10 protein-coding genes are annotated in these 13,169 nt (G+C 65.5%); 6 read left to right on the top strand and 4 right to left on the bottom strand.

Features of this window, described 5'->3' with window-relative positions; all coding sequences use genetic code 11:
• Window positions 1-126: 126 nt before the first annotated feature.
• The 3 genes from FHS96_RS28430 to FHS96_RS28420 form a co-directional block, all read right to left on the bottom strand.
• Window positions 127-1,179 carry a ribonucleotide-diphosphate reductase subunit beta gene (locus FHS96_RS28430; protein WP_429599955.1) on the bottom strand — a complete coding sequence of 351 codons (1,053 nt, stop codon included), beginning with the start codon at window positions 1,177-1,179 and terminating at the stop codon, window positions 127-129.
• Window positions 1,180-1,234: 55 nt separating this feature from the next.
• The gene (locus FHS96_RS28425) at window positions 1,235-1,591 is read right to left on the bottom strand and encodes an endonuclease domain-containing protein (RefSeq protein WP_429599952.1); all 357 of its coding nucleotides are present in this window, start codon (window positions 1,589-1,591) and stop codon (window positions 1,235-1,237) included.
• Between the two features lie 89 nt (window positions 1,592-1,680).
• Window positions 1,681-3,582 carry a ribonucleoside-diphosphate reductase subunit alpha gene (locus FHS96_RS28420; protein ID WP_429599950.1) on the bottom strand — a complete coding sequence of 634 codons (1,902 nt, stop codon included), beginning with the start codon at window positions 3,580-3,582 and terminating at the stop codon, window positions 1,681-1,683.
• Between the two features lie 513 nt (window positions 3,583-4,095).
• On the opposite strand from FHS96_RS28420, the gene FHS96_RS28415 reads away from it, so the two are divergent.
• Entirely contained in the window at window positions 4,096-4,314 is a 219-nt protein-coding gene (locus tag FHS96_RS28415; RefSeq protein WP_429599948.1) for a hypothetical protein, read from the top strand.
• A 187-nt stretch (window positions 4,315-4,501) separates the two neighbouring features.
• Window positions 4,502-6,754, top strand: coding sequence for a TonB-dependent receptor (locus FHS96_RS28410; RefSeq protein WP_429599946.1), 2,253 nt, complete (start codon window positions 4,502-4,504; stop codon window positions 6,752-6,754).
• 167 nt (window positions 6,755-6,921) lie between these two features.
• Here FHS96_RS28410 and FHS96_RS28405 read toward each other — a convergent pair whose 3' ends face one another.
• Window positions 6,922-8,859 (bottom strand): S9 family peptidase, encoded by a 1,938-nt coding sequence (locus FHS96_RS28405; RefSeq protein ID WP_429599943.1) that lies wholly within the window; start codon window positions 8,857-8,859, stop codon window positions 6,922-6,924.
• 132 nt (window positions 8,860-8,991) lie between these two features.
• Between FHS96_RS28405 and pabB the strand changes: the two genes are divergently transcribed.
• From pabB to msrA, 4 genes are all read left to right on the top strand, one after another.
• Complete coding sequence (gene pabB / locus FHS96_RS28400) at window positions 8,992-10,770, top strand: aminodeoxychorismate synthase component I (RefSeq protein WP_429599962.1); 1,779 nt, start codon at window positions 8,992-8,994, stop codon at window positions 10,768-10,770.
• Window positions 10,771-10,887: 117 nt separating this feature from the next.
• Window positions 10,888-12,090 (top strand): pyridoxal phosphate-dependent aminotransferase, encoded by a 1,203-nt coding sequence (locus FHS96_RS28395; RefSeq protein WP_429599940.1) that lies wholly within the window; start codon window positions 10,888-10,890, stop codon window positions 12,088-12,090.
• 140 nt (window positions 12,091-12,230) lie between these two features.
• Entirely contained in the window at window positions 12,231-12,377 is a 147-nt protein-coding gene (locus tag FHS96_RS28390; protein WP_429599937.1) for a hypothetical protein, read from the top strand.
• A 91-nt stretch (window positions 12,378-12,468) separates the two neighbouring features.
• Entirely contained in the window at window positions 12,469-13,164 is a 696-nt protein-coding gene (gene msrA / locus FHS96_RS28385) for a peptide-methionine (S)-S-oxide reductase MsrA (RefSeq protein WP_429599935.1), read from the top strand.
• Window positions 13,165-13,169 lie beyond the last annotated feature (5 nt).

The following is a 13,169-nucleotide window of genomic DNA, read 5'->3' as shown; positions in this document are numbered from 1 at the left end:
TGTGGGCGTCGGGCGCCCGCGCGCCGGCCCCGCGCCCCCCCGCGCGCCCCCCCCCCCCCCCCCCCGCCCCCCCCGCCCCCCCCCCCCCCCCGGGGGGGGGGGGGGGGGGGGGGGGGGGGCGGCGGATTACTCCGCCGCAATCCCTGCCTTCGAGAACATGTCGCCATCGTCCAGATCTTCGTTGGCGATCGCGCTCGACTTCGCCTTCTGGCGCTTGTCGAAGCTGTCCCACACCTCGTTCCAGTTGCCGCGGGTCGCCGCCTTCGAATATTCGGTCGCGCGGGTCTCGAAGAAATTGGCGTGCTCGACGCCGTTGAGCAGCGGGGTCAGCCAGGGCAGCGGGTGCTCGTCGATCATGTAGATCGGCTTGAGGCCGAGCTGGCCCAGCCGCCAGTCGGCGATGTAGCGGACATATTTCTTGATGTCCTTGGGCGTCATGCCGGGCACCGGGCCCATCTCGAACACCAGGTCGATGAACGCATCCTCGATGCGCACCGTCTTCTGGCACATGTCCATGATGTCGTCCTTCACCGCCGCGGTCAGGCAGTCGCGCTCCTTCACGAACGCGTGGAACAGCTTGACGATGCCCTCGCAGTGCAGCGTCTCGTCGCGCACCGACCAGGTGACGATCTGGCCCATGCCCTTCATCTTGTTGAAGCGCGGGAAGTTCATCAGCATCGCGAAGCTGGCGAAGAGCTGCAGCCCCTCGGTGAAGCCGCCGAACATCGCCAACGTGCGCGCGATATCCTCGTCGCTGTCGACGCCGAAGGTCGACAGATAGTCATGCTTGTCCTTCATCTCCTTGTACTGGAGGAAGGCGCTATATTCGGTCTCGGGCATGCCGATCGTGTCGAGCAGGTGCGAATAGGCGGCGATGTGGACCGTTTCCATGTTGCTGAACGCGGTCAGCATCATCTTGATCTCGGTCGGCTTGAACACGCGGCCATATTTTTCGTGGTAGCAATCCTGCACCTCGACATCGGCCTGCGTGAAGAAGCGGAAGATCTGCGTCAGCAGGTTGCGCTCCTGATCGGAGAGCTTCTGCGCCCAATCCCGGCAATCCTCGCCCAGCGGCACTTCCTCGGGCAGCCAGTGCAGCTGCTGCTGGCGCTTCCAGAACTCATAGGCCCAGGGATATTCGAAGGGCTTGTAGACCTTGGAGGCTTGGAGAAGGGGCATCGTCTTTATCCTTCTTCCCCTCTCCCCTGGTGGGAGAGGGAGGGGCCCGGCCGCGTCAGCGGACGGGAGGGTGAGGGGGCGTCAGGGCTTGCGCGATCCGCGCGAGAACCCCGTCGGGATTGGTCAGCACCTCGTGATTCCAGAAGCGGATCACTCGGTAGCCCTCGCCGCCGATGAAGGCGGTCCGGGCGGCATCATAAGCTTCGGCCTCGGCATGCTGGCCGCCATCCACCTCGACGACCAACTGCGCGCGGTGCGAGCAGAAGTCGGCGAAGTACGGGCCAAGTGCCTGCTGCCGGCGGAATTTCGCCTCCGGCAGCTTTTCCCGCAGCGCGCGCCAGAGGAGGGTTTCGGCCTCGGTGGCGTTGCGGCGAAGGGCGCGGCCCCGCGCGGTGGTGGAGGAAGGGAGCAAGGCGCGTTTCGCTTCCGCACGCCCCCTCACCCTCCCACCCGGCGTTGCCGGGCGGGCCCCTCCCTCTCCCACGGGGGGAGAGGGTTCAATCACTGGCAGGCCAGGCACTCGTCATAGTCGGTGGTCTCGCCGATCTCGAAGCGGGGGGCGTCGATGGTGTTGTCCGCCTCCACGCCGCCGCTGCCCGCGAAACCGGCGCGCTGCACCGACTTGGAGCGGAGATAATAGAGCGACTTGATGCCCAGTTCCCACGCGCGGAAGTGGAGCATCAGCAGATCCCACTTCTCCACGTCCGCCGGGATGAACAGGTTCAGTGACTGCGCCTGGTCGATATAGGGCGTGCGGTCCGCCGCGAGTTCGAGCAGCCAGCGCTGGTCGATCTCGAAGCTGGTCTTGAACACGTCCTTCTCTTCCTGCGTCAGGAAGTCGAGATGCTGAACGGAGCCGCCGCGCTCGAGGATCGAGTTCCAGACGTTGCTCGAATCCTTGGACTTCGCGACCAGCAGCTTTTCCAGATACGGGTTCTTGACCGCGAAGCTGCCCGACAGCGTCTTGTGCGTATAGATGTTCGCCGGGATCGGCTCGATGCAGGCGGAGGTGCCGCCGCAAATGATCGAGATCGACGCGGTCGGCGCGATCGCCATCTTGCAGCTGAACCGCTCCATCACGCCCATCTCGGCCGCGTCGGGGCAGGGGCCGCGTTCCTGCGCGAGCAGCATCGAGGCCTCGTTCACCTTGGCGTTGATGTGCCGGAAGATGCGCAGGTTCCACGACTTCGCCATCGCGCCCTCGAACGGGATGCCGCGCGCCTGGAGGAAGCTGTGGAAGCCCATCACGCCGAGGCCGACCGAACGTTCGCGGCTGGCGCTGTACTTCGCACGCGCCATTTCGGGCGGCGCACGATCGATATAGTCCTGCAGCACATTGTCGAGGAAGCGCATGATGTCCTCGGCGAAGGTCGGATGATCCTTCCACTCGTCCCAGGTCTCGAGGTTCATCGACGAGAGGCAGCACACCGCGGTGCGGTCCTCGCCCAGATGGTCGCGGCCGGTGGGCAGCGTGATTTCCGAGCAGAGGTTGGAGGTGGAGACCTTCAGCCCCAGGTCGCGATGATGCTTGGGCATCGCGCGGTTCACCGTGTCGTTGAACACGATATAGGGCTCACCGGTGCGCAGCCGCGTCTCGACCAGCTTCTGGAACAGCGAGCGGGCATGGACCTTGCCGCGCACCGAGCCGTCCTTGGGGGACTTGAGCTCCCATTCCTCATTGTTGCGCACGGCCTCCATGAACGCGTCGGTCACGAGCACGCCGTGGTGGAGGTTGAGCGCCTTGCGGTTGAAGTCACCCGTGGTGTTGCGGATCTCGAGGAACTCCTCGATCTCCGGATGGCTGATGTCGAGATAGCAGGCCGCCGAGCCGCGCCGCAGCGAGCCCTGGCTGATCGCGAGCGTCAGCGAATCCATGACGCGCACGAACGGGATGATGCCGCTGGTCTTGCCGTTCAGGCCCACCGGCTCGCCGATGCCGCGCACCGCACCCCAATAGGTGCCGATGCCGCCGCCGCGCGAGGCGAGCCAGACATTCTCGTTCCAGGTGTTGACGATGGCGTTGAGGCTGTCGTCCACCGAGTTGAGGTAGCAGCTGATCGGCAGCCCGCGCCCGGTGCCGCCGTTCGACAGCACCGGCGTGGCCGGCATGAACCACAGCTTCGAAATATAGTCGTACAGGCGCTGCGCATGCGCCGCATCGTCGGCATAGGCCGAGGCGACGCGCACGAACAGGTCCTGGTAGCTCTCGCCCGGCAGCAGGTAGCGGTCGGTCAGGGTTTCCTTGCCGAAATCGGTCAGCAGCGCGTCGCGGCTGTGATCGACCTCGACCGGAAAGGGCTGTGGGGCGATGCTGCGCGACGAGGTGGCCGCTTCCGCTTCAGCCGCTTCGGCGGTGGTGATGGTCATCTCGTTCGAACTCACGTCCCGGTTACTGAACTCCATACGCGCCACCCTCTGTTCACCGTGTGTTCGACTCGGGGGGCGAACCCCCCTTCTACACCCGCGCCCCCTGTTGGGCACGCCAAATCACCACTCGGGATCCCTCAAGGCCTGCCGTTCGCGGGGCGAAACGACCCTTCGCCGCGGAGCCGCTGCGTCGGACCGTTCACTATTCCTTGGGTTGGTCACCGAGCGGCGACACAACCCATAGTGCCTCATCCACGCTCACACACAAGAGGGTAAATGACGATTCAGAGACTCGATTCACCGTCACCGGGATTCGTTTCGTCGCAGTCACGGTTCGTTCCATCGTCGCGACGCGTGGATCTCCGCGGGTTCTGCGTGCTGCAAGTGAACGAACCGGGAACTGCAAAAAAATCGCTGTGGATATCTGGACTTGGACACCCGGCCCCCATCCTGGATGCATTCGTGCACGACAAGCGACCAGCTTGTGGATTAGCATTGCACTTCTGGAACGACCGCATGTGCAGCGGCGGCCGGGAGGGGAGTGTGAGTATGAGCCTGATGTGCCGTGTGGTGGGACACAGCCCCAAGCGCGATCGTGCGCGCTACGACGGGGATTTCTATTGGGCACCCTGCGATCGCTGCGGCAGCACGCTGATGCGCGATCGGACCGGTTGGCGCATCCCGACGAAATATGAGGCGGCGCGGCATGAGATCCGGCTGGACGATCTCGCCGCCGCGCGCGAGGCTGAAGCGCAGCCGGCGGGCTAGATTCGGCGGACCGGGGCGGCGGGATCGCGGGAGCAGTCACCGCACCGTCATCCATTTGCAACAGCCCGCGACAATTTTGCAGCGCGGCATGGCGGCTGCTTGACCCCTTGGCAGCGCGCGTGGACGATTTGGGTTCGGGGGCAAGGCGTGATTCCGCGCGCTGGCGCTCCATGAACAGGAGGAATTCATGCGCGCCTTCCGTCGTGATTCATTGATCATCGCGGGCCTTCTCGCGTCCGCAGCAATGCCCGCTTATGCCCAGGCGCCCGCCGAAGAGGATGCGGCGTCCGGCGATATCGTCGTCACCGCCCAGCGCCGCGCGGAAAGCATCCAGGATGTGCCGGTCTCGGTCGGGGTGGTCTCCGGGGATGCGCTCAGCGCGATCACCTCGACCGGATCGGACGTGCGCGTGCTCGCCGGTCGCGTCCCCAGCCTCAACATCGAAAGCTCGTTCGGCCGCTCCTTCCCGCGCTTCTACATCCGCGGCCTCGGCAATACCGATTTCGATCTCAACGCCTCGCAGCCGGTCAGCGTCGTCTATGACGATGTCGTGCTGGAAAACCCGATCCTCAAGGGCTTCCCGATCTTCGACCTGGAGCGCGTCGAGGTGCTGCGCGGGCCGCAGGGCACATTGTTCGGCCGCAACACGCCGGCGGGCATCGTCAAGTTCGATACGGTGAAGCCCGGCGAGACCGGCGGCTATGCCAAGGCAAGCCTCGGCCGCTACGGCACCTCGCAGGTGGAGCTGGGGTTGGGCGCCGCCGACCCCAGCGGCTTCTCGGTCCGCTTCTCGGGGCTCTACCAGCGTCGCAACGACTGGGTCGACAATATCGCCAATGGCGAAGGCAAGGATCTGGGTGGCTATGAAGACATCGCCGCGCGCCTGCAGCTGCAATATGAGGATGGGCCGTTCAAGGGCCGCCTGATCGGCCAGGTCCGCGTGCTCGATGGCTCGGCGATCATCTTCCGCGCCAACACCAAGGCCGTAGGCAGCAACAAGCTGATCGGGCTCGATGGGCCGACTTCGCCGTTCGAGCGCGACAAGGTGCGGCAGGACGGGCTGAACTTCCAGAAGCTCAACACCTACAATGCCGGGCTGAACTTCGAATATGATTTCGGCGCGGTCACGGCCTATTCGATCACCTCCTACTGGAACGGCGATCTCAAAAGCCGCGGCGATATCGACGGCGGCTTCGGCGCGTCGTTCCTGCCGGTGTCCGGCCCCGGCCTGATCCCGTTCACGGCGCAGAGCCGTGACGATGTGCCCAGCCTTGACCAGTTCACCCAGGAAATCCGCATCGCCTCTAACAACACGGGCGGGCTCGGCTATCAGTTCGGTGGTTTTTACTTCAAGGAAAACCTCGACATCGTCAGCTATGAATACTCGAACCCAACGGATGTCGCCCCCGCAGCCTTCGCGCAGCAGCGGCAGGAAACCGAGGCGTTCGGCATCTTCGGCTCGCTGAACTATGCGTTCGACAATGGCCTGAAGCTGCAGGCCGGCGCGCGCTACAATGACGACAAGCGCGATTTCGTCGCCTCGCGTCCGCTCGAAACGCGGCCGCCGTTCGTGGTCAGCCCCAACACGCCGGTGCCGCCGCAGCGCGCCAATGTGAAGGGCAATCTGCTGACCTGGGATGCAAGCGCGACCTATGCCGCGACCGATGACGTCAACCTCTATGCCCGTGTGGCGCGCGGCTATCGCGCACCCTCGGTGCAGGGCCGCCTGACCTTCGCGCGGACCATCTCCACCGCCGATTCCGAAAAGACGATGTCGTATGAGGCCGGCCTGAAGACCAAGTTCGCCGACGGCCGCGTGCGCTTCAACCTGACCGGCTATTTCTTCGACACCAAGGATCTGCAGCTGACGGCGGTGGGCGGCACCGCCAACGTCGCCAGCCTGCTCAACGCCAAGGCCAAGGGCCATGGCGTCGAGGCGGAGTTCGAGGCGAACCCGGTCGAGGGGCTGAGCCTCAGCTTCGGCGGTTCGTGGAACGTCGCCGAAATCGACGATCCCAACGCGTTCGTTGCGGGCTGCGGCGCGCCCTGCACCGTCACCGATCCGCTGCGCAATCCCAGCGTCGACGACAACATCTACTCGATCGACGGCAACCAGTTGCCGCAGGCGCCCAAGTGGACGCTCAACTGGACCGCGGGCTATGAATTCCCGGTCGGCGACGGCGCGCTCTACGCCTTCACCGACTGGTATTACCGCTCGAAGATCCAGTTCTTCCTGTATGAATCGGTCGAATTCTCCGACAACAAGCTGCTAGAGGGCGGCCTGCGCCTCGGCTATAAGACCGATCGCTTCGATTTCGCCGGTTTCGTTCGCAACATCACCAACGACAAATCGTCGACGGGCGGCATCGACTTCAACAACCTCACCTCCTACGTCAACGAACCCCGCATCTGGGGCTTCGAGGCGGGCGTGAAGTTCTGATTTGCCGCTCAAGCCCTCTCCCGCACGTCGCGGGAGAGGGTTGGTTCTTCGGCGCCTGAGCGTCTGTCGATGCGGAGCCGAAGAAGAGGAAGAAGCCTCTCCCGCGAAGTGCGGGAGAGGGGCAGTTCGGCGCGCTCTTCGACTTATCTGCTACGACCGCACCACGCTCACTTCAGCAGCGTCTGGTTCCAGAACATCAGCCCGGTCCAGAACTGGTAATCGGCATTCTCCTTCTTGGCGAAGCCGTGGCCCTCATTCTGCCCCAGCAGGTGCCACGCCATGCCGCCCTTGGCGCGCACGGCCTTGACGATCTGGTCCGCCTCGCTGGCGGGCACGCGCGGATCATTGCCGCCGGTCACCACCATCAGCGGGATGGTGAGCTTGTCGACGCTGGTCAGCGGGCTGATCTCCAGCAGCTTCTTCTTCTGCTCGGGCACCCGCTCGTCGCCATATTCCACGCGGCGCAGGTCGCGGCGATAGCTCTGCGTGTTTACGAGGAAGGTGACGAAGTTGGAGATGGCGACGACGCAGTTCGCGCCCTTCAGCCGCGAGCCGTAACGGATCGCCACCGCATAGCACATATAGCCGCCATAGGAGCCGCCGGTCACCGCGAAGCGGCGGGTGTCGAGCGCCGGATCCTTGTCCAGCGTGTCGAGGAAGGCGCCGATATCCTTCACCGAATCCTCGCGCTTGAACGGCCCGTTGTCGAGGCTGACGAAGCGCTTGCCGAAGCCTGACGAGCCGCGGACGTTGGGAAAGAAGATCGCGATGCCCAGCTCGTTCAGCAGATAATTGTTGCGGCCGACGAAGCCCGGCTGGAACTGTCCCTCGGGCCCGCCATGGATGTTGACGATCAGCGGCCGCTTGCCGGGGAATTTCCTCTTGTCGGGCCGGTAGAGGAAGCCTGACACCGTCTCGCCGTCGAAGCTCTTCACCTCGACGAATTGCGGCTCGACATTGGTGTTGGTGTCGAGCCCGCCGGTCTCGCTCTGCGTCCAGCGGGTCACCGCCAGCGTTTTCGGATCGATCGTATAGGCGTCCGCCGCGCTCTTCGCCGAAGTGAAGCTGAGGCCGATCGTGCCCCAGGGCGCGATGTCGAGCCCGCCGGCGACGCCCGCTGGCAGCCCCGCCACCGCGCGGACCTGGCCGGTCTTCACGTCCATCAGTTTGACGCGGCTGCTGCCCGCCTCGTTGACGATATAGGCGATGAAGCTGCCGTCCGGCGCGATGTCGAAGCCGTCGACATCCCATTTGGGGTCGGGGCTCTTTGCGGTGAACTTGCCGGTGGCCGGATCGAGCATGCCGAGCCGCAGGAAGTCCGAACCCTCGTCGCTGGTGACATAGAGCGTGCCGTCCGGCGCGAACTCGGCGGCGCCATAAGCGATGTCGCGCTTGTGGTCGCCGATCGGGGTCATCGCGCCGGAAGCAAGGTCCAGCCTGAACAGGTTGGATTTGGTGATGGAAATATATTGCACAGCCACCGCGGTCTTGCCGTCGGGCGCGATCGCTGCGACCGCCCAGCCGCCGCCCTTCACCTGCGCCACCATCCGGTCGCTCTGCGGATCGCGCGGGTCGATCAGGTAAAGATCCGAATCGCTGCCGTTGCGGCGGGTGGAGCTGTAGGAAAGCCAGCGGCCGTCATGGCTCCAAACACCCATCTCGTTGCGGCTCTTGCCGTCGGTCAGCAATGTGAGCCGGCCGTCCTTCAGCGCGTAGAGCTGATAGAATTCGCTGCCGCCGACATCCTTGGAGGCGACGAGCACGTCGCCCTTGGGGGACCAGCTTCCGCTGACGGGCTCCTCCTCGAAGCTGATCTGGGTGCGCGCCATCATCGGCCCGGCGACGCGGTGGAGTTGTGCGACATTGGCGAAGCGCGTCGCGATCAGCATCGATTTGTCGGCGCTGTTCCAGCCCTGAAAGGATGCGGTGCGATATTCCATATAGGGCCGCGTCTTCTGCGCGAGGTCGGCGGGCACGGCGGGAATGCCGTCCGCGACCAGCGCCGCGGGCTTGTCGACAGTGGCAACCTCGTCCTGTGCGAAGGCGGGCAGGGCGAAGGCGAGGAGCGCGGCGCCGGACGACGCGGCGGCGAGGCGGAGTTTCATGGCGAATATCCCCTGTATCAGTCTGTTGCCGGCAGGTTAGGCGGGGCCGTGCGGAGCGTCCATCGACGCTCGTCGAAACTGTGAATGGGCGCGCGGCTCGACATCGCCGGCACGTGGTGCCAATCGCCGCCGATGATCTTGCCTCCGCCGCCGACGCCGTTCGTCCTGCTCGATGACGCGCGCCTGGCGGGTGCGGGCGATGCACGGCTCTATGCCGCGCCGGAGCGGGTGATCGTCGCGCATCACCGCGATGATGTCCGCCCGGCGCTGGCGGCGCTGCGCGCGGGGATCGCCGAGGGGCTCGATGCCGCGGGCTTCCTCGCCTACGAAGCCGGCCACGCGCTGGAGCCGCGGCTGGATGCGCTTGGCGCGCAGCCGGAAGGGCCCCTGCTGTGGTTCGGGCTGTTCCGCGGCTGGCAATCGATCCCCGCCGCGGAGGTGCCGGAGCTGCTCCCCGATCCCGCCGGCGGCCATGTCGCCCCCGCGCGGCCCCTGATCAGCCGCGCCGCCTATGGCACCGCCTTCGCGGAGGTGCAGCGCCTGATCGCGGCGGGGGACACCTATCAGGCCAATCTGACCTTTCAGACGCGTATGGCGATCGCGGGCCACCCGCTCGCGCTCTATGCCGGGCTGCGCCAGCGCGCGCGGGCGGGGCATGGCGGCATCGTCTTCACCGGCGATCGCTGGCTGCTCTCGCTCAGCCCCGAACTCTTCTTCACGCTCGCGGACGGCCGGCTGACCGCGCGGCCGATGAAGGGCACCGCCGAGCGCGGCGGCGATCCCGCGACCGATGCGGCGCTGGCGTCGGAACTCGCCGCCGATCCAAAGCAACGCGCCGAAAATCTGATGATCGTCGATCTGCTCCGCAACGATCTCACCCGCGTCGCCGCTCCAGGCAGCGTCGCGGTACCCAGGCTGTTCGAGGTGGAGACCTATCCCACCGTCCATCAACTCACCTCCACCGTCACCGCGCGGCTCGGCGAGGGGCGGTCAGCGGTGGATGTCGTGGAGGCGATCTTCCCCTGCGGATCGATCACAGGCGCACCCAAGATCCGCGCGATGGAGGTGATCGACGCGGTCGAAGCCGCCCCGCGCGGTGTCTATACCGGCGCGATCGGGCGAATCGACGCCGCGGGAGACGCCTCGTTCAACGTCGCGATCCGCACCCTGTGTCTCACGGGGGAAAATGGGGGGAAACAGGGGGCAATATTGGGGTTGGGATCGGGGGTGGTCGCCGACTCGGATGTCGACCTCGAATGGCGCGAGGCGTTGACCAAGGGCGCCTTCGCCGCGACCCCCGAGCGCTTCGATCTGATCGAGACGATGGCGTTCGATTCGGCGGCCGGCATCGCCCTGCTCGACCTCCACCTCGGCCGGCTGGTAGCGAGCGCCACCGCGCTCGATTTCGCCTGCGATGCCGCCGCGATCCGCGCCGCGATCCTGCGCACCTGTGCCGGGCTCGACGCACCGGCGACCATCCGGCTGAAACTGTCGCGTAGCGGCGCGCTGGCGGTCGAGCGGCGGCCGATGCCGCCGGCGGGGACGGAACCGGTCATGGTGAAGCTGGTGCCGCTGCCGGTCGATCCGGCGGACTTCCGGCTGCGCCACAAGACCAGCGCGCGCGGCTTTTACGATCAGGCGCGCACCGCCGCGGGCGCCTTCGAGGTGCTGTTCGTCGATCCCCAGGGCTTCCTCACCGAAGGCAGCTTCACCAGCCTCTTCGTCGAGCGCGACAATCGCCTGCTGACGCCGCCGCTGGCGCGCGGGCTGCTGCCCGGCGTGCTGCGCGCATCGCTGATCGCGGCGGGCCGCGCGGTGGAGCAGGATCTGCGGTCGGACGACCTGCTGCAAGGCAGGCTGCTGATCGGCAATGCTCGCCGTGGATTGATGCGCGCCACCCTCGCCATTTGAGCGAGCGCTATCAGGCGTTCGTCGAATGTGACGAATTTGGGTCACACAGGCGGTTGCCGTAACGATCCCTGGCGCCTATGAGCCGGCGCGAAATCACCCAAGCCAAGGCAGCACACCATGCGCACGACCTCTGCCGCGCTGGACCGTATCCAGCCGTCCGCCACCCTTGCGATGACCAGCCGCGTGCTGGACCTGAAGGCGAAAGGCGTCGACGTCATTGGTCTGGGCGCGGGTGAGCCAGATTTCGACACGCCCGATTTCGTCAAGGAAGCCGCGATCGAGGCGATCCGCGCGGGCAAGACCAAATACACCAATGTCGATGGCACCGCCGAGCTGAAGGCGGCGATTTCCGCCAAGTTCAAGCGCGACAACGGCCTCGATTATGCCGCGAACCAGATCAGCGTGAACGTGGGCGGCAAGCACACCTTGTTCAACGCACTGGTCGCGACGATCGACGCGGGCGACGAGGTCGTGATCCCGGCGCCCTATTGGGTCAGCTATCCCGATATCGTCCAGTTCGCCGGCGGCGTGCCGGTGTTCGTGAAGGCGGGCGCCGACCAGAATTACAAGATCACCGCCGAACAGCTCAACGCCGCGATCACCGCGAAGACGCGCTGGGTGATCCTCAACTCGCCGAGCAACCCGACCGGCGCCGCCTATTCGGCGGACGAACTGAAGGCGCTGGCGGAAGTGCTTCGCCGCCATCCGCATGTCTGGATCATGGCCGACGATATGTACGAGCATATCGTCTATGACGACTTCAAGTTTGCGACGATCGCCGAGGTCGCCCCCGATCTTTATGATCGCACGCTGACCGTCAACGGCTGCTCCAAGGCCTATTCGATGACCGGCTGGCGCATCGGCTTCGCCGGCGGCCCGACCTGGCTGATCAAGGCGATGGCCAAGCTGCAGTCGCAGTCGACCTCGAACCCGTGCTCGATCGCGCAGGCGGCGGCGACAGCGGCGCTGAACGGCGACCAAGGGTTCCTCAAGGATCGTGCGGCCGCCTTTCAGAAGCGCCGCGATCTCGTGGTCAGCATGCTCAACGCGATTGACGGCATCACCTGCCCGACGCCGGAGGGCGCCTTCTACGTCTATCCCGAAGTGTCGGGGCTGATCGGCAAATCGACCGCCGACGGTCTCAAGATCGACACCGACGAGACGCTGATCGGCTATCTGCTCGATATCGGCCGGGTCGCGGCGGTGCATGGCGGCGCGTTCGGCGTCGAGCCGGCGTTCCGCGTCAGCTACGCGACGTCGGAAGCGATCCTCACCGAAGCATGTAACCGCATCGCGGAGGCGTGCGCCGCGCTTCGCTGAACCGAAGGCGAAGCGACGGTTCAACACGTATTCAGCGACCCGCCACCATGTGACGGGTCGCACAGACGATCTCTCGGGACAGAGATAGGGTGAGTCGTATCGGGATTGATGCGGCGAAAGCCAAAATGAGGTTTCTGGTTATGCGTAATGTTATCCGGTCCGACTTTTTCCGGCACTTCATGAGCGGCTTCGTCGTCGCTGCCGTCGCGCTCGTCGCGCTGCAGCCGGCCGATCAGAAGGCGGAACTCAAGGCGCGGATCCACGCCGCGGTCGAGCATATCGCCTGATGAACGGGCGGGCGCCGCTGCGTCCGCCACATCGCTTCATGCGTAGCTTCGACGATCGCCGTTCCGATGGGCGAGGTACGGAGTTAGAGGCATGAAGGCCGCAGTTGCATCCACCACAGCCATCGTCGCGCTCGCCCTTGGGGCTGGCGCGGTTCTTTTTGAGGGCGCCAGCCCGGCGCCCGCGCACGCCGAGGCGGCGATAGCAATCGCCCCGCCCCGCGTCGATATCGATCCGCCGAAGGGGCTGCAGACCGCGATCCTCGCCGGCGGCTGCTTCTGGGGCATGGAAGGCGTGTTCCAGCATGTAAAGGGCGTTCGACGCGTCGAATCGGGCTATGCCGGCGGCAGCGCTGACACCGCCACCTATGACCAGGTCAGCACCGAACGTACCCGCCATGCCGAGGCGGTGCGCATCGTCTATGACCCGCAGGTGATCAGCTATGGCCGATTGCTGCAGGTCTATTTCTCGGTCGCGCACGATCCTACCCAGCTCAACCGCCAGGGGCCGGACACCGGCCCCAGCTATCGCTCGGCCATCTTCCCGCAGAGTGAAGCGCAGAAAACGGTGGCGGCCCGCTATATCGCGCAGCTCGGCGCGGCAGGTTCCTACAAGCGGCCGATCGTGACGAAGATCGAAAGCGGGCGCTTCTACGCGGCGGAAGCCTATCACCAGGACTTCCTCAACCGGAACCCGAGCCACCCCTATATCCGCATCAACGATGCGCCCAAAGTGGCCAATCTGAAGGCGACCTTCCCCGCGATGTGGCAGGCAACGCCCGCGCGGTAAGGCAA

Source organism: Sphingomonas zeicaulis, assembly GCF_050433225.1.
GTDB lineage: Bacteria > Pseudomonadota > Alphaproteobacteria > Sphingomonadales > Sphingomonadaceae > Sphingomonas_D > Sphingomonas_D zeicaulis.
Note: the sequence above shows the minus strand (reverse complement) of the source record. Positions and strands in the feature narration are given on the sequence as shown.